This window comes from Myxococcus sp. MISCRS1 (assembly GCF_026626605.1).
GTDB classification, from domain to species: Bacteria; Myxococcota; Myxococcia; order Myxococcales; family Myxococcaceae; genus Myxococcus; species Myxococcus fulvus.
On the sequence record NZ_JAPNKB010000001.1, the window covers coordinates 8,021,820 to 8,038,434 of the forward strand.

Here is a 16,615-nt window from a genome sequence, read left to right on the forward strand (position 1 = left end):
CGCCATGTCCGACAAACTTCCCCAGTACTGGCAGAGCCTGGCCGAGCGCGCGACGGATGCCTCGTGGCTCGACACGCAGCGCAACGAGTTCGCCGAGGAGCTTCCGGTGGGCGTCGCCGCCGCGCCTCCGGATGCGAGCAGCCGTCGTGACTTCTTCAAGATGATGGGCCTGAGCGCCGCGGCGGCCATGGTGGCCTGCCAGCGCGCGCCGGTGCAGAAGCTCATCCCCTACGTGTCGCGGCCGGACGAGGTGACGCCCGGCACGGCGCTCTGGTACGCGTCCACGTGCGACGCGTGCCCCGCGCGCTGCGGCCTGTTGCTCAAGACGCGCGACGGTCGCCCCATCAAGGTCGAGGGCAACGACGAGCACCCCGTGTCCCGCGGCGGCGTGTGCGCCGTGGGCCAGGCCTCCGTGCTCTCGCTCTACGACGCGAGCCGCGCCCGCTTCCCCTCGCGCGCCAGCAGCCGCGTGTCGTGGACGGACCTGGACGCCGAGGTGAAGAAGGGCCTCGCCAAGGCGACCGAGGACGGCAAGGCCATCCGGCTGGTGCTGCCCTGGGTGATGGGGTCCACGGCGGAGGCCGCGGTGTCGCGCTTCCTCGCCGCGCACCCGACGGCGCGCACGGTCCGCTACGAGCCCCTGGGCGAGCTGTCGGCGCTGGGCGATGCGTACCGCGTCACGCACGGTGCCCGCGTGGTGCCGGACTACCGCTTCGACAGGGCGAAGGTCATCGCCAGCTTCGGCGCGGACTTCCTGGGCACGTGGGTGTCGCCGGTGGCCTTCACGCGGCAGTACGCGGAGGCGCGCGACGCGGCCACGCGCAAGGCGATGGCGCGCCACTTCCAGGTGGAGCCGGTGATGACGCTCACCGGCGCGGCGGCGGACCGTCGCTTCGTGGTGGCGCCGTCCGACGTGACGCTGGCCCTGGGTGACGTGGTGCGCAGGCTCGCGGTGAAGGCGGGCCGCGAGGTGCCGGGGCTGAAGTCGCTGCCTGCCTCCAGGCTGGAGCCTGCCTCGCTGGATGAGCTGGCCGAGGCGCTGTGGGCCCACCGCACCGAGTCGCTGGTGGTGTGTGGTGGCGACGAGGTGGCGGGCCAGGTGCTGGCCGCGACGGCGAACGTGCTGCTCGGCAACGAGGGCACCACGGTGCTCCCCCGGGACGGCGTGGCGCTGGACGAGAAGGCGCTGTCGTACGGCGAGCTGCTCGCGGAGCTGGAGGCCGGGAGCGTGGGCGCGGTGGTCTTCCTCGGCGTCAACCCGGCGCACACCGACGCGCGCGGTGACTCGCTGGGGGCCCTGTTGAAGAACGTGCCCCTCACGGTGGCGCTGAACGACCGGCTGGACGAGACGGCGGTGCTGGCGCGGCTGCACGCTCCGGCCTCCACGGCGCTGGAGGCGTGGGGCGACGCGGAGCCTCGCCGGGGCGTGGTGTCGCTGCGGCAGCCCGCGGTGTCGCCGCTGCACGACACGCGCGACGCGGTGGAGTCCCTGCTGACGTGGGCCGGCGCGGCCCAGGCCCACCACGACTTCCTGCGCGCGCGCTGGGAGGCGGAGGTCTTCCCGAGGGCCGGCGTGACAGGGACGGACTTCGCCCACTTCTGGGATGACTCGGTCCGCCGGGGCGTCGTGACGCTGTCGTCAGTGCCCGCGGCGCCGCTGACCTTCCGTGAGGAGGGCGTGGCGAAGGTGCTCGCCGGCGTGGCGCGTCCCTCGGTGGAGTGGGAGCTGGTGCTGTTCCCCTCGGTCGGTCTGCGCGACGGCGCGATGGCGAACAACGCGTGGCTCCACGAGGTGCCGGACCCCATCACCAAGGCGACCTGGGGCAACCCCGCGCTCATCTCACCCGCGCGCGCCAAGGAGCTGGGCCTGTCCGACGGCGACGTGGTGAAGGTGAGCGTGGGCGGCAGGTCGGTCTCGCTGCCCGTGCTGATTCAAGCCGGCACGCACCCCAGCGCGCTGGGGCTCGCGGTGGGCTACGGCCGCACGCGGGCCGGGCGCATCGGCGACGGAGTGGGGGAGCGCGTCTCCCCGCTGGCCGCGGTGGTGGACGGGCGCGTGCGCCGCTCGGTGCCGGGGGCGACGGTGGCGGCCACGGGGGAGCGGCAGAAGCTGGCGCTCACCCAGACGCACTCGAGCCTGGAGGGACGGCCTCACGTGCGCGAGGCGGAGCTGGCCGCGTTCCTGGCCAACCCTCGCGCGGGCAACGAGGGACACGGCGGCCACGGCGGTGGCAACGGCGGACACTCGCTCTCGATGTGGTCCGGCCACGAGTACAAGGGCCACCGCTGGGCGCTGGCGGTGGACCTGAGCGCGTGCACGGGGTGCTCGGCGTGCGTGGTGTCCTGCCAGGCGGAGAACAACATCCCCAGCGTGGGGCGCGACGAGGTGCTGCGCCAGCGCGAGATGCACTGGATGCGCATCGACCGGTACTACCAGGGCGACGCGGCGAATCCGCAGGTCGTGCACCAGCCGATGATGTGCCAGCACTGCGAGAACGCGCCGTGCGAGACGGTGTGCCCGGTGCTCGCGACGGTGCACTCGTCGGAGGGGCTCAACCAGCAGGTCTACAACCGCTGCGTCGGCACGCGCTACTGCGCGAACAACTGCCCCACCAAGGTGCGGCGCTTCAACTGGTTCGACTACCCGCACGACGAGCCCCTGGAGCGCATGGTGCTCAACCCGGACGTGGTGGTGCGCAGCCGCGGCGTCATGGAGAAGTGCTCCTTGTGCGTGCAGCGCATCCAGGAGGGCAAGGCGACGGCGAACCGCGAGGGCCGGCCCCTCAAGGACGGCGACATCCAGACGGCGTGTCAGCAGAGCTGCCCGGCGAAGGCCATCCACTTCGGGGACCTGAATGACCCGGAGAGCCGGGTGGCGAAGCTGGCGAAGGACGGGCGGGCATTCCGGTTGCTGGAGGAGCTGAACATCGGGCCGTCCATCACCTACCTCACGAAGATCCGGAACACCGGGTCGGGAAGCGGAACATGAGCAACCAGCATCTGTCCCCGCTGCGCGTGCCGCTGGTCAGCGAGTCGCGCACCCTGGGTCAGCTCACGGAGGAGATTTGCGCGCCCATGGAGCGCGCGCCCACGTGGAAGTGGTGGGCGGCGTTCGCCATCGCGGTGTCCGTCCTGGGGACCGGCGCGGGAATCGTGGCGTACCAGGTGGGCACGGGCATCGGCGTGTGGGGCTTGAACAAGACCATCGGCTGGGCGTTCGACATCACCAACTTCGTCTTCTGGGTGGGCATCGGCCACGCCGGCACGCTCATCTCCGCCATCCTCTTCCTCTTCCGGCAGAAGTGGCGCACCAGCATCAACCGCGCGGCGGAGGCGATGACGTTGTTCGCCGTCATGTGCGCGGCGCTCTTCCCCGTCATCCACATGGGCCGCCCGTGGCTGGCCTTCTGGGTGCTGCCGTATCCGAACACGCGCGGCAGCCTGTGGGTGAACTTCCGCTCGCCGCTGCTCTGGGACGTGTTCGCCATCTCCACGTACTTCACCGTGTCGGCGGTGTTCTGGTACGTGGGCCTGATTCCGGACCTGGCCACGGTGCGCGACAGGCTGAAGGCGGGCGTGAAGAAGGCCGTCTTCAAGGTGCTGTCGCTGGGGTGGACGGGCTCGCACCGCACGTGGAGCCGCTACGAGACGGTGTACCTGCTGCTCGCGGGCCTGGCGACGCCGCTGGTGCTCAGCGTGCACACCATCGTGTCGATGGACTTCGCCACGTCGGTGATTCCCGGCTGGCACACCACCATCTTCCCGCCGTACTTCGTGGCGGGCGCGGTGTTCAGCGGCTTCGCGATGGTGCTGACGCTGATGATCATCACCCGGGTGGTGCTGGGCTACGAGCACCTGATTACGATTCGCCACCTGGAGAACATGACCAAGGTCATCATCGTCACCGGTGGCCTCGTCTCGCTGGCGTACGCGACGGAGTTCTTCATCGCCTGGTACTCGGGCAACCCGTACGAGCGCTTCGCCTTCATGAACCGCGCCTTCGGCCCCTACGCCTGGGCCTACTGGATCATGGTGACGTGCAACGTGGTGTCGCCGCACCTGTTCTGGTTCAAGAAGATCCGCACCTCGCCCGCGGCCATCTTCGCGCTGTCCCTGGTCATCAACGTGGGCATGTGGTTCGAGCGCTTCGTCATCATCGTCACCAGCCTGCACCGCGACTTCCTGCCGAGCAGCTGGTCCATGTACACGCCGACGATGGTGGAGGTCGGGACCTTCATCGGGACCTTCGGCCTCTTCTTCACGCTGTTCCTGCTCTTCGTCCGGGTGCTGCCCATCATCTCGATTGGCGAGGTGAAGAGCGTGCTCGGCTTCGCCAGGAGCGAGCCCGGACACGGGGCGGCCCACCCTCCGTCGCGTCCCGCCGCCGCGCACGAGGCGCCGACGGAAGACACCTCGGGCCGGCACACGCCGCCGCTCGCCATCGCCACCCGGAAGGATGTCCCCGTATGAGTGCCCCGGTTCTCATCGGCTACTTCGAGAAGGAGGAGCAGGTCCTGGAGGCCACCCGCGCGGTGCGCGAGGCGGGCCATGACCTGCGGGACGTGTACACGCCGTACGCGGTGCACGGCCTGGATGACGCGATGGGGCTCAGGCCCAGTCGGCTCACGTGGGTGTGCTTCGGCGCGGGGCTGACGGGCGCCACGCTGGCGATGTCGCTCCAGCTCTACACCAGCGTGGTGAGCTGGCCGCTGAACGTGGGGGGCAAGCCCTTCAACTCGTTCCCCGCGTTCATCCCGGTGACGTTCGAGCTCACGGTGCTGTTCGCCGCGCTGACCACGGTGGCGGCGTTCCTCTTCAGGACGAAGCTGTTTCCGGGGAACAAGCGGCCGACGTTGCCTCGGGTGACGGATGACCGGTTCGCCATCGTCGTGGCGCCGCGTCAGACGCCGGAGTCGCTGGAGGCGGCGGAGGACTTGATGCGACGCCACGGTGCGGTGGCCACGGATGTGAGGGAGGTGCCGTCGTGAAGCGGACCTGGGTGGGCGCGGCGACGCTGGGGGTGTTGTCCCTGGCGGGGTGCGAGCAGGACGAGACGCGCCCCAATTACGAGTACGCCCCGGACATGGTGTCCTCGGTGCCGTACGACAGCTTCGCGAGCAACCCGAACACGGCGGACGGCAAGACGCTGCTGACGCCGGCGAAGGGCACGGTGCCTCGCGGGCATGTGCCGCTGAAGCTGACGGCCGGGACGGAAGCGGCGGAGAAGGCGGGCCGTGAGCTGCGCAATCCGTATCCGGCGTCGCCGGAGGTGCTGGCGCGAGGGCAGACGGCGTTCCAGCGCTATTGCACGCCGTGCCACGGCTCGGGGGGATTGGGGGATGGGCCGGTGACGGCGCGCTTCCCGGTGCCGCCGTCGTTGCTGGCGGAGCACGCGATGGCGCTGCCGGACGGTCGCATCTTCCACATCATCACGCATGGGCAGGGCTTGATGCCGGCCCATGGTTCCCAGGTGGCGCCGGAGGACCGGTGGAAGCTGGTCCACTACCTCCGCTCGCTGCAGAACCCCGCGCGCACGGCGCGCAAGGAGACGCCATGAGCGCCCCCGTTCAGGCCCACGGCCCCGAGTCCCAGGGCGGCTTCGCCGTCTCGCCCGTCTTCCACCGCGCCGCGCAGGTGGCGGCGGGGGCGGGGTTGGGGGTGTTGGTGCTCGGCCTGGTGCAGGCCCGGGAGCGGGCGCTGACGAGCCTGCTGACCAATGGCTTCTATTTCCTGTGCCTCGGGTTGGGCGGCGCGGTGTTCCTGGCGCTGATGTACGTGGCGAACGCGGGGTGGTTCACCGTGTTCAAGCGCATCCCCGAGGCGTTCGCGTCGTACGTGCCCTGGGGCGCGGCGACGATGCTGGCGCTGTTGCCCTTCGCGACGACGCTGTACCCGTGGGCGAAGCCGGGGGTGATGGAGACGGACCACCTGCTGCATCAGAAGGAGGCGTTCCTCAACGTCCCGTTCTTCGCGATTCGCATGGCGGTGATGCTGGCGCTGTGGGTGGCCTTCACGTGGATGCTGCGGCGCAACTCGCTGCGGCAGGATGCTCAGCCTGGCGAGGCGCTCACGCGGCGCAACGTGACGGTGTCGGCGGTGTTTTTGGTGTTGTTCTCGCTGACCTTCTGCCTGGCGGCGTTCGACTGGTTGATGAGCCTGGAGCCGCACTGGTTCAGCACCATCTACGCGCTCTACAACGTGGCGGGGCTCTTGAGCTCCAGCGTTTGCGCCATCACGGTGGTGGCGGTGTTGTTGAACAGGGCAGGGGCGCTGCCGCAGCTCAACGCGAGTCACCTGCATGACTTGGGGAAGCTGATGTTCGGCTTCGCGACGCTGTGGGCGTACCTGTGGTTCTCGCAGTTCCTGCTCATCTGGTACGCGAACATCCCCGAGGAGACGGTGTACTTCATCGCGCGGATGCACGGTGGGTGGGAGGTGCCGTTCTACGCGAACGTGGTGTTGAACTGGGCGCTGCCGTTCGTGTTGCTCTTGCCGCGTCCGGCGAAGATGAACCCGTCGCACCTGCTGCGTGTCGCCGGGGTGTTGTTGGTGGGACGGTGGTTGGATTTGTACCTGATGGTGGCGCCGGCGCATCAGCCTCACGGTCCGGTGCTGGGCCTGTATGAGCTGGCGGGGCTGGTGGGCGTGGCGGCGCTGTTCACGCTGGCCGTCACGCGCGCGGTGCGCACGTCGCCGATGTTGCCGGTGGGAGACCCGTACCTGGTGGAGAGCCTGCATCACCACACTTGATGGGCTGAGTGAATCAAGCCCGCGAACACGGCCCCTGGGGACTGGCCCCGCTCCTTCCGGAACCTTGGGGCCCGTGTGACCGCGGCGGCGAGGCCATCCGCTTCCTCCTCAGGCGGATGGCCTCGTTTTTTGTGCGGAGAAGTGGGCCCGGGGCGTCTTCCCACGCGTTGCTGTAGGCTCCCCAGGTCTTTGCTGGGGGGAACATGCGACCTGCTGCGTACCGTCGGGCCTCACGGCTGCTCATGTGGGCGGCGATGCTGCTCCTGGGGGCGATGAGGCTCTCTCCCAGTGCCGCGCAGGCCAGGGAGCCCAGGCGGGACTCCCGACCGGTACCGGGCATGCTCGCGGCCCTGAGTGACCCGGACACGGTGGTCGTTGGACGGGCCGTCGCCACCTTGGGTGACTTCGACCTGCACCCGAGCGTCCAGGCGAAGCTCGATGAGATTGCTCGCGGTCCTGTGCTCTTGGAGTGGTTGTCGTCGGATGACGAGCGGCTCGTGGAGTCGGCCCTCACGCTGTTTCGTATCGCCAGCGATGCGACGACGCCGCACACCCCTCAGTTGGTTGAATGGCTGAAGGACACGCGCGCCCGTCCTCGGGCGGAGCGTGCGCTCGTGATACTGGGCGGAAGGGCTTCGGCGCAGGCCCCTCGCGTTGCCGAGTTGCTTCGAGATGCTGACCCGCTCGTTCGGGCGGCGGCGGCACGGACGCTGACGAGATTGGCTGGCTATGGTGGCGCGCGCTTTTACGCCCTGGAGCTGCTGAAGGACTCCAGTCCAGAGCTCCGCGTGGTGGCGGCAGTCGTCATCGAGCAAATGGAAGGGGGGCTCGTCGCCCCCGATCCACTTGTTCGCGAACTGCTGAGTGACTCAGCTGCTCCCGTCAAAATCGCGGGGGTCAAGGCATTGAGTTCGTTGCGATGGGAGGCATCTCAACACGCGCTTCATGTGGCTGCGCTGCTGAATGACCCTGACAATACGGTGAAGGTGGCGGCGATTGAAGCGCTCGGGACTATGGGGCTTGGCGCCGCAACACAGGCGCCCCACGTCGCCGGGTTGCTGAAGGACTCCAGGGTGTCCATCCAGATGGCTGCGATAAAGGCACTCGGGAGCATGGGCAAGGGAGCCGCAGCACAGGCTCCGCAGGTTGCCGAACTCTTGATAGACGACGACGTGTCAATTCGGGAAGCCGCTATTGGTGCGCTCGGGAACATGGGACCTGGTGCTGCGGCACAGGCGCCTCGCATTGCCGAAATGCTGAAGGCCTCTGAAGAAGCTCCTGTCCGAGTGGCGGCGACACTGGCGCTCGGGAAGATGGGCCGAGGGGCAGAGAAGCAGGTCCCCCTTCTTGTGAAGCTGCTGACGGACGCTGATTCGGATGTTCGCGAGGTCGCGGTAACTGCACTTGCCTCGATGGCGGAGGCAGGGGTGTTCGAAGCGTCCCAGGTTGCCAAGCTCCTGAAGTCCGAGGACCCCCTTGCTCGGAGGATGGCATTGAGGGTGTTGTGGCCTCTGGGCTCGAAGGCCGAATCACAGTCCACCTTCATCGTGGAACTCCTCGGGGACCCCGATGCTTCCGTGCGGCAAGCGGCGTCGACTGCACTTCAGGCGATAGGCGCAGGAGCCGCGGTACACGCCCCTCGCGTCGCGAGACTGCTCCGCGCCTCGAATCCAGACATCAAGATGGTGGCGGCGGATGCTCTGAGGCACATGGGAGAGGTCGCCACGGCACAGGTCCCTCTCGTTGCTGAATTGCTACGGGACCCGAATGACAATGTCCGGCTCGCAGGGCTGGATGCGTTGAAGGTCATGGGACAAGGCGCCGCGGCACATGCCCAGGATGTCGCCGGGCTGCTTCGAGCCTCCAATTCGATGGTTCGGAAGGCCGCCGTGGAGACGCTGGGGGCCATGGGGCAAAGCGCCGCGCCACATGCCCGCGATATCGCCACCCTGTTCAATGATCCGGACGCTCTCATCCGGAGATCAGCGGTAGAGGCACTGGGGTCCATGGGTGAGGAGGCCGTGGCTCAATCCCATCTCTTCGCCGACTTGCTCAAGGACTCACAGGCGATTGTCCGGAGGTCAGCGGTCGTGGCGCTGGGCGCCATGGGCAAGGCCGCCATGGCACAGGCACCTCGCGTCGCGGTACTGCTCCGGGACTCGGACGAGGAAGTGTACGAGCGAGCTCACAGCGTCCTCACGGGGCTCGCTCCACTTGAACCCAGGGCCACGGCCAAGATTGTTGAGGCGGTCCTGGCCGGCGGCCCCCGCTATCCCGAGTTGCTGGTGCTCGCGCACATCGCGGGCGAGGGCGATCCTGTCATGGAGCGGGTGCTTCAGTGGGTGGTGCGACCAGCGACCCAGAAGCCGAAGGACCTCTCTGCTGCCGAGGCGAGAGCGATGTTGTTGGCCTTTCGCGACTTCTGGCCACTTGCCGAGCAGGATTCTCCGCTCGAGGAGGCGCTCGCCGACAGCATCGAGAAGGTCGCCAGGCCTCACCTGGGAGCGTGGGACGCGTCGGAGGACCGCGAGTTCATCGAGGAGCTTCATGGGCTGTTGCTCAAGAAGCATCCGCTTCGCGCGGAGACGCTACGAGCGATTCCCGCCCAGCAGCAGCGCTGGGAGTGGCCCCAGCTGAAGTGGGTCCCGCTCCTGCACGCCACGGTGTGGATACTCCTCATCTTCCTCTATCCACGCTCCCGTCAGGTGCAGGCCGTCTTCTTCTGGAACCGGCGGGTGCGACAGGTCCTCGGCTTCCCCTATGTCGGGCTGTTGCTGACGTGGGTGCCTTTCCTCCGCAAGCGGCTGTTGTCGCCCTTCAAGCGCGGACTCACCGCCGACGCGGCCCTCGATGCCTTCGTCCCGGATGCCTACTTCCCCGAACTGGAGGCACGCGAGCCGGCCCTCAAGACGCGGGGGCGCCTCGCCAACCTGCTTCCACACCTGAGTGGCCACGTCGTCCTCGAAGGCGCCTCGGGTCTCGGCAAGTCCACCTACCTGAAGCATCTGCTCTCGAAGTCGACGCGGACCTCCGTCTTCCTGCGCGCGGACCGGTGCCAGGCGGGCGTCTTGGAGGCCATCCAAGCCAAGCTGGAGGGCTACGCGAAGGACTCCGTCTTCCTCAAGAGCCTCATCTTCAGCGGCGCGCTCGACGTCTACATCGATGGCCTGAACGAGGTGAGCGCGGATGTCCGCGCACGCGTCGTCCAGTTCATGGAGGAGAACCTCCAGGGCAACATCCTCGTCACCACGCAGCGCATCGAATGGACGCCCCCCTCCACCGCGAGGCTCCTGGTCCTGGAGCCCCTGTCCGACAGCGCCATCACGGGCTTCCTGAAGAGTCGCGAGCCCTTCCTGGATGGGGCAGCCGCGCTCGGCGGCGACAGCTACGCGACGCGGTGCGAGTGCTTCGTGAAGGATGCGCTGTCGACAGCGCAGGACGGACACGCCGGGCGCTCGCTGCGGGAGGTGCTGTCCAATCCCCTGGACCTGACAGTCGTCGCCCAGATGCTCCGCAACGGCCAGCCCCCGGACCTCTCCCAACTGCGTCAGCAGCAATACGAACTCATGGCGCGCGAGTATGCGGAGGCCCATCTCTCCGAGTTCCCTCTGGGGCGTTTCGCCGAAGAGGCCTACCAGATGCGCAAGGCGAGCCGGTCCACCCTCGACGAAGCCACCTTCAGCCTGGAGTTGCTCACCCTGGAGCGTGCGAAGCTGGTCCTGCGGCGGCAGTGGAAGCGGCCCGATGGCAAGGACCAGCAGGAGTGGCGCTTCCGGCACGACAAGATTCAGGAGTTCTTCGTCGCCCAGACCTTCCTTGACCCGTCCAAGTCGCGAGAGCTGGAGCACATGGGGGACCCTCCGTTCCGAGGGGTCTACTTCTTCCTGATGGCCTACCTGTCACTCGAGCGCGCGCAGATGTTGTGCGGCCTGCTCGTGGAGCACGCGGCGGAGACGGGCGACCACTCCGTGAGCGACGAGTGTGTGAAGCTCCTGAAGGCCCGTGCGCGAGACGCCTGCATGCCGAACCCGGGCAAGGTGGTTGAATTCGGCAAACGGAGCGGAGCCCCGAAGGAGGGGTGACATGTGCTTCAATCGTGGCCACCATGAGTGAGCCCGCGCGTTCCCAGCCTCCGCTCCGCGTCGCCCTGCTGGGCTACGGCTTCGCGGGCAAGTCCTTCCATGCGCCGCTGCTTCGCACGGTGGAGGGGCTCTCGCTGCACGTCATCGCGTCCAGCCGGCCCGAGGCCGTGCATGCGGACCTTCCGGGCGTGACGGTGCTCCCCTCGGCCATCGAGGCGGCCACGCATCCGGACGTGGACCTGGTCGTGGTGGCCACGCCGAACGAGCAACACGTCCCGCTCGCCCAGGCGGCCCTTCGCGCGGGCAAGCACGTGGTCGTCGACAAGCCGATGGCGGTGACGCTGGAGGACACCCGCTCGCTCGCGACGCTGGCGCATTCCCAGGGGCGCCTGTTGTCCGCGTTCCACAACCGACGCTGGGACAGCGACTTCCTCGAACTGAGAGCGCTGCTCGCCGAAGGCACGCTGGGCCGGGTGACGCACGTCGAGTCCCGGTTCGACCGCTTCCGGCCCGAGGTGCGCCAGCGCTGGCGCGAGCAGCCCGTCCCCGGCGCGGGCATCTGGTTCGACCTGGGCCCGCACCTGGTGGACCAGGCGTTGCAGCTGTTCGGATTGCCGGACACCGTGCACGGCCTGCTGGCCATCCACCGTGACAACGCCACAGTGGATGACTGGTGTCAGGTGACGCTCCAGTACCCCCAGCGCCACGTCGTGCTCCAGGCGTCGATGCTCATCGCGGGCGGAATGCCTCGCTTCGCGGTGCACGGGACCAAGGGCTCCTGGCTCAAGCACGGCATGGACACCCAGGCCGATCGGCTCATCGCTGGCGAACTGCCGGGCGCGAAGGACTGGGGCGAGGATGTCTGGCCCGGGCGTCTCATCCTGGGGCCCACGGGCGCGTCACGAGGAACGACGGCTCCTCGGGGTGACTATCGCCAGTTCTACGCGGGCATTCGGGACGCCGTGCGTGGCTCCGCACCCAATCCGGTGACGCCCGCGCAGGTGGTGGCCGTGGCAGCCGTGCTGGAGGCGGGGGTTCTCTCCTCACGCCGGGGGCATGCGCATCGCTTGGCGCTGACCACGGAGGAGGTCGCTTCGTTCCTTGGCGACGCTCCTCCGTGATGAGGTCAGGCCCTCGCGTGGATTGAGGGCCCGTGAAGTGGCGGCTCGACGTCAGTTGCTCTGGGCGAAGACCTCCGCGGCGACATCCTGGAAAAGGAGGAAGGGTTTGACCTTCTGCTCGAACTTCTCCTTTGCCTTGGCAATCTTTACTTGCACGCTCTCGCTGAATCCTTCAGGCGCCGTTGTCAGCGCTTTCTTGACGGCCGCTGGCGTTTCTTCGTTGTTGAGGTGGCGATTGAGCGCTATCTCGTAGTTGTTCAGGATCTCCGAGATCTGATTCATGATGATGGAGAAGCGCTGATACTTTGAGTAGAGCATGGAGATGGCTCGGCGCTGTCGCTCCATCTTTTGCCTTCGCTGTGTGGCCTCGTCAGAGGCATCCGTGTCCTCCGGTCCCTTGAAGTTCTTCAGGTCAGAGTATTGAACGGAGAATGAAGAGAGCTCGTTGAGGAAATCCTTGTTTGCTTCGCGGAACGCGCGAAACATCATGACCCGCGCGACAAGGTCATCATAGGCTCTCCGGGTGTATTCGATGAAACGAGCTTTCTCCTTGAACTTGTCTCCGTTCTGTTCGCCGAAAAGGGTCCCGACCAGCTTGAAGACGGCGATTCCGCCAAGCCCTCCAGCGGCGATCCATCCCCCGGTCTTCTGACGTGAGTCACTCCCGGATGCTGCCACCGCCACGCCGGCACCGCTGGTGACCGCTCCAGCAAGGATTCCCCAATCTTCAAGAGTATCCCATGCGTTTCGGAAATCCTTGTCGGACCAGAGATTTGAGAGGCGTGCGAGGTCATTGCTGATATCGAGCGCTGAGACGATGAAGTCAACAGTGTTGGCGCTCCCCGCGATGAGGGTGATGATTCTCATTCCACCCTTGTACTTGGCATCCACCAGCTCTTCCTGTGCGCGCCTCCCCGCTTCGTCTGCTGCCTTGATTTGATTGGCGAGGGTGGGCGCGTCGATCTTGAGAGGGGTCGAGGGTGGAGTGGCTGGGGATGCTTGCTTGATCTCGATGTTCTGGATCTCTGATTTCGTATCTTGGAAGGTCTTCTCAAGCTCTCTGTAGGTAGGCGACGTGGGCGTCGTGCCAGCCTGGTTCAGGGCCGTGCCTTCGTTGATTGCGAAGGTCAGTGTTGGACTAAGCAAGACGGCGAATGCAAGGACGCGTCGTATCGATTGCATGAGGCCCCCTCGTGGCTGCTGCTTGTTGCGGCGCCTGCTCCCGAATGTGTGCGCAGGAGTGTTCAGTATAGCGCATGAGTTGGAAGGGCGCGCGATGAGCTGAAGAGGGTGGGGTGTGGGTGATGTGTGATTCGGGTGGGGTTGCACGGACTCGTGCTGGTTCTCTTTGTCGTGTCCGCGGCGGAGGGCATGGCTGTATTCAGCCTGCTGGAGATCGAGTCGTCATACTCAATTTTTCAGCTCTTTCGTTTTGAGCAGCAATTCAATGTATTCCAGAGATAAAGGCGCGCAGGTCCGCGATGAGGGCAGGGGCCTCCACTCGCCGCGCCGGAGCGAGCGTGCCGGAGGGCGCGTCTTGCTGACCCGGGAGTGAGCGGGGCGCGCCCCAGGTCCTGCCTCCGTCGCGCGTGGCATAGCTGAACCACAGCGTGCGTGGCGGCTCCTCCTGTCGCTCCAGCAACGCCGTGCCGATGAGCACGCCCCGTCCGCGCGAGTCGAGGTCCAGGTCATGCGGCGAGAGGTACTCGCCGTTCCAGGTGGGCTGGTTCAGCTCGCGCGGAAAGGGGAGGGTGGCGCACGTCGAGGTGGCGAAGTCATTGCTCGTCACCACCACGGTGAACGACTGCCCCGGGTCTCCTATCTGCCGCTGGGTGACGACGACGAGCTTGCGGCTCTTGGATGCGAGATAGAGCCCGACCTCGTTCTCCTCGTGTTGAGGCAGGACCGCGCGCCAGCCCTTCGGACCCTTGAGGAAGAGGACGGTTCCGCTCGCGGCCGCGGCGGCTTCGCTGGGCTCCCTCAGGTAGCGCAGTGTGCCGATGAGGAGGTCGTCCCGCGACTCGACGCCCTGGAGACCTGACTCGGCCGCGTCCTCGACGAGCTTCGCGGTGAGGGGGACCGTCTTCGCGCAGCCAGGCCCTGCCTTCGGCGTGGACCCGGGTTCCCGCGCCTGGCCCGAGGCCGACAGGAGGACGACCGTCGATGCCACCGCGATGAACAGCCCCTGCTTCCCCATGTGTGTCACCTCACCGAGCATCAGAGAGGACCCGGCCCGGTGTTGTCGAGACGTCCAAGGTCCTGGCTCGGTTCCCGACAGGGCGTCGCCAGCAGGCTGCCCGGGGCGGGGGCCTCCTGCTACGGTGCGCGCGGATTCCACCGCTCGCCCCCGCGAGCCGAGAGGCGCAGCCCTTGAGTCAGAAGAAGCCCGGCCGAAACGACCCGTGTCCCTGTGGCAGTGGCAAGAAGTACAAGGTCTGCCACGCCAGTGAGGACCGCGCCCGCGCCGCGCCGCCTGTTGCCCCCACCTCGGGGCAGACCGCTGTCCGGAAGGAACTCGAAAACCCGGACGTGAGCTACCTGGCCGTCGCGCTGGACCGGTTCGGGAAGCTGCTCGCGGAGTGGGGGCCCGGGCCCGGGCTGCGCTTCGACGCGGAGGCGTTCGACAAGCACGTGGGCCAGGAGCTCGCGCGCATCTCCGAGGTGGAGACGCTGGACGCCAACCAGGCCCACCGGGAGCTGCTCGTGGGCACCGTGAAGGCCCTGGCGACGAAGTCGTTCCTGGACCGGCTCGCGGCCGTGCTGCGTGCGCGCAGCGAGGAGCCTGGACTCCCGGCCGAGGACCAGCGCGCGCTGCGCGCCTGCGCCGTCATCGCGGGCGCCTCGAAGGCGTCCAGCCGCCTGCGCCCCGAGAACAACCCCATCCTCGACGTGGTCTTCGACGTGCAGTTCCGCGAGTGGAGCACGCGCCACAAGGAGTGGCTGGCCAAGTACGAGCTGCTCGCGAGCGGGATGTCGGAGGGCTCGCTGTCGGAGGAGGCGCGCAAGGCGCTCCAGCAGGCCCGCGACGGCGACGTGGACGCGCTGGTGGACTACGTGAAGGAGGACCCCGGGCTCGCCGAGCGCATCGCCCGCGAGGCCAAGGAGCGCGCGGCGCGCGTGGAGGCGAAGCTGCGTGAGCCCTCGACTCCGCCCGTGTTCGCGCCCGAGGAGGAGCTCTGGCTCACCTGTGTCCTCTGGGAGCCGATGCAGGCCCTGAAGGGACTGCCGCAGGGGGCGGAGCCGGCGCAGCGCCGCGAGGCCGTGACAGCGCTGCTGCGCGGCGTGAAGGGCGCGCTGGACGAGGACTTCCTCGTGGGGATGCTGAACCGCATGCGCCAGAAGTCCCAGGACGCCGCGGTCGACGAGGCCCTGCGTGCCTTCTACGCGGACGCCGCCATCGCCTTCGAGGCCGAGCCCGCGCGCATGTCGCTGGCCGCGCTCCTCACCGCGAGGCAGGAGGCTCAAGGGCGCTCGGCGGAGGAGATGGTGGCGCTCGCGGACCTCAAGGCGCTCACCACCTGGACGCCCGAGAGCTTCGAGCCCTACCGGCAGCTGCTCCTCCGGATGAACCTGCCCGCGTCGGCCGAGCGCATCCAGCGCTGCCAGGAATGGCTGAAGACACACCCGGTGGCGCTGCGTGCCGCCACCCCGGAGTGACGCGCGGCTCCACCCCGTGATGCCTCGAGCGTCGCGACCTTGAGTCAGGGTCGCGACAAGCGCTGAAGCGGCTTGGCGCCAGGGTGACCCCCGACGACGCAGCCGGTCGTCTCCCCGCGTTCGTGGAAGATACCGTCGCGTGCTCTCTTCCGCGGGCGTCAACTGCCCGGTCACAACGCCCCCGCTTCGTGAGGACGTTCTTCTCCAGGGCCTGCGAGTCCTTGGCGGACACGCGCTGTTCGTCCGGGAGAAGTGCCCGCGGTTCGTCAGCCTCCAGAGCCCGCGGCTCCTACTTCTTCGGGTCGCTCTTCTCCGCGACCCGCGAGTCCTCCGCCGACAGCATCGCCACGCGGCGGGCCGCCTTGAGCACCTCATCGGAGATGGGGCTGCCCGCCGTCGCCTTCGCGAGCGTGAGCGCGCCCACGCACAGCGCATACGTCGCCAGGGCCCGCTCCCGCGCGGTGGCGCGCTCGTCCGAGGACAGGTGCGGCGTGAAGCTCTCCACCGTCAGGTTCAGCTCCTCCGCCAGCGCCTGCTTCAGCTCCGCCTCGCCGCGCACCACGTCCGACAGCACGGCGGGCAGGGCACACGGCGGCACCGGCGCGTCCCGGTGGGCCCGCGAGAGGTAGCGGCGCACCAGGTGGTTGAGCCACTCGGCGCCCTTCAGGTCCTCCAGCCCCTGCGGCCAGTCCACCCGCTGGCGACTCATGATGCGCTGGAGCGACTCGATGAGCAGCGCCTGCTTCGAGCCGAAGTGCGCATAGAAGCCGCCCACCGTCAGCCCGGCCGCGCGCATCACGGTGTCCACACTCGTCGTCAGGAAGCCCTTCTGGCGGAACAGCCCTCCAGCGGCCTCCAGGATTCGCTCATGCGTGGACTGCTTCTGCTCCGGGGGATGCGGCATCCGACTCTCACCTCGCTGTACACCATTATACACGTCATGGGGTGCGCGCCGCCTCCCATCCAGCTCCGTCCGCTTCCTCGTCACCTCCGGGTTGCGACCAT

Annotated in this window: 11 protein-coding genes; 8 read left to right on the forward strand and 3 right to left on the reverse strand. The window is 67.9% G+C overall.

The annotated features are described in order from the left end of the window. The first annotated feature begins 4 nt into the window (after window positions 1-4). From OWM54_RS32105 to OWM54_RS32135, 7 genes are all read left to right on the forward strand, one after another. Entirely contained in the window at window positions 5-2,989 is a 2,985-nt protein-coding gene (locus tag OWM54_RS32105) for a TAT-variant-translocated molybdopterin oxidoreductase (protein ID WP_267699928.1), read from the forward strand. Then, the gene (nrfD, locus tag OWM54_RS32110; RefSeq protein WP_223745223.1) at window positions 2,986-4,470 is read left to right on the forward strand and encodes an NrfD/PsrC family molybdoenzyme membrane anchor subunit; all 1,485 of its coding nucleotides are present in this window, start codon (window positions 2,986-2,988) and stop codon (window positions 4,468-4,470) included. The genes OWM54_RS32105 and nrfD overlap by 4 nt, the downstream gene beginning before the upstream one ends. Then, window positions 4,467-4,988, forward strand: coding sequence for a DUF3341 domain-containing protein (locus tag OWM54_RS32115; protein WP_223781859.1), 522 nt, complete (start codon window positions 4,467-4,469; stop codon window positions 4,986-4,988). The genes nrfD and OWM54_RS32115 overlap by 4 nt, the downstream gene beginning before the upstream one ends. Next, the gene (locus OWM54_RS32120; protein WP_223745225.1) at window positions 4,985-5,557 is read left to right on the forward strand and encodes a c-type cytochrome; all 573 of its coding nucleotides are present in this window, start codon (window positions 4,985-4,987) and stop codon (window positions 5,555-5,557) included. The genes OWM54_RS32115 and OWM54_RS32120 overlap by 4 nt, the downstream gene beginning before the upstream one ends. Further along, on the forward strand, window positions 5,554-6,750 hold the full coding sequence (locus OWM54_RS32125; protein ID WP_223745226.1) for a hypothetical protein: 1,197 nt from the start codon (window positions 5,554-5,556) through the stop codon (window positions 6,748-6,750). The genes OWM54_RS32120 and OWM54_RS32125 overlap by 4 nt, the downstream gene beginning before the upstream one ends. 338 nt (window positions 6,751-7,088) lie before the next feature. Next, window positions 7,089-10,832: a HEAT repeat domain-containing protein gene (locus tag OWM54_RS32130; protein ID WP_267699929.1), complete on the forward strand. Its 3,744-nt coding sequence runs from the start codon at window positions 7,089-7,091 to the stop codon at window positions 10,830-10,832. 23 nt (window positions 10,833-10,855) lie between these two features. Further along, window positions 10,856-11,953, forward strand: a complete 1,098-nt coding sequence (locus OWM54_RS32135; protein ID WP_267699930.1) for an oxidoreductase — start codon at window positions 10,856-10,858, stop codon at window positions 11,951-11,953. A gap of 51 nt (window positions 11,954-12,004) precedes the next feature. Here OWM54_RS32135 and OWM54_RS32140 read toward each other — a convergent pair whose 3' ends face one another. Together OWM54_RS32140 and OWM54_RS32145 are read right to left on the reverse strand one after the other, a co-directional pair. Continuing rightward, window positions 12,005-13,135: a hypothetical protein gene (locus tag OWM54_RS32140; RefSeq protein ID WP_267699931.1), complete on the reverse strand. Its 1,131-nt coding sequence runs from the start codon at window positions 13,133-13,135 to the stop codon at window positions 12,005-12,007. A gap of 262 nt (window positions 13,136-13,397) precedes the next feature. Then, the gene (locus tag OWM54_RS32145; protein WP_267699932.1) at window positions 13,398-14,150 is read right to left on the reverse strand and encodes a hypothetical protein; all 753 of its coding nucleotides are present in this window, start codon (window positions 14,148-14,150) and stop codon (window positions 13,398-13,400) included. A 173-nt stretch (window positions 14,151-14,323) separates the two neighbouring features. Here OWM54_RS32145 and OWM54_RS32150 point away from each other — a divergent pair, with 173 nt between their 5' ends. Continuing rightward, entirely contained in the window at window positions 14,324-15,610 is a 1,287-nt protein-coding gene (locus tag OWM54_RS32150; RefSeq protein WP_267699933.1) for a YecA family protein, read from the forward strand. Window positions 15,611-15,899: 289 nt separating this feature from the next. Here the strand turns inward: OWM54_RS32150 and OWM54_RS32155 are convergent, their stop codons facing one another. Further along, window positions 15,900-16,514: a TetR/AcrR family transcriptional regulator gene (locus tag OWM54_RS32155; protein WP_223745230.1), complete on the reverse strand. Its 615-nt coding sequence runs from the start codon at window positions 16,512-16,514 to the stop codon at window positions 15,900-15,902. Window positions 16,515-16,615 lie beyond the last annotated feature (101 nt).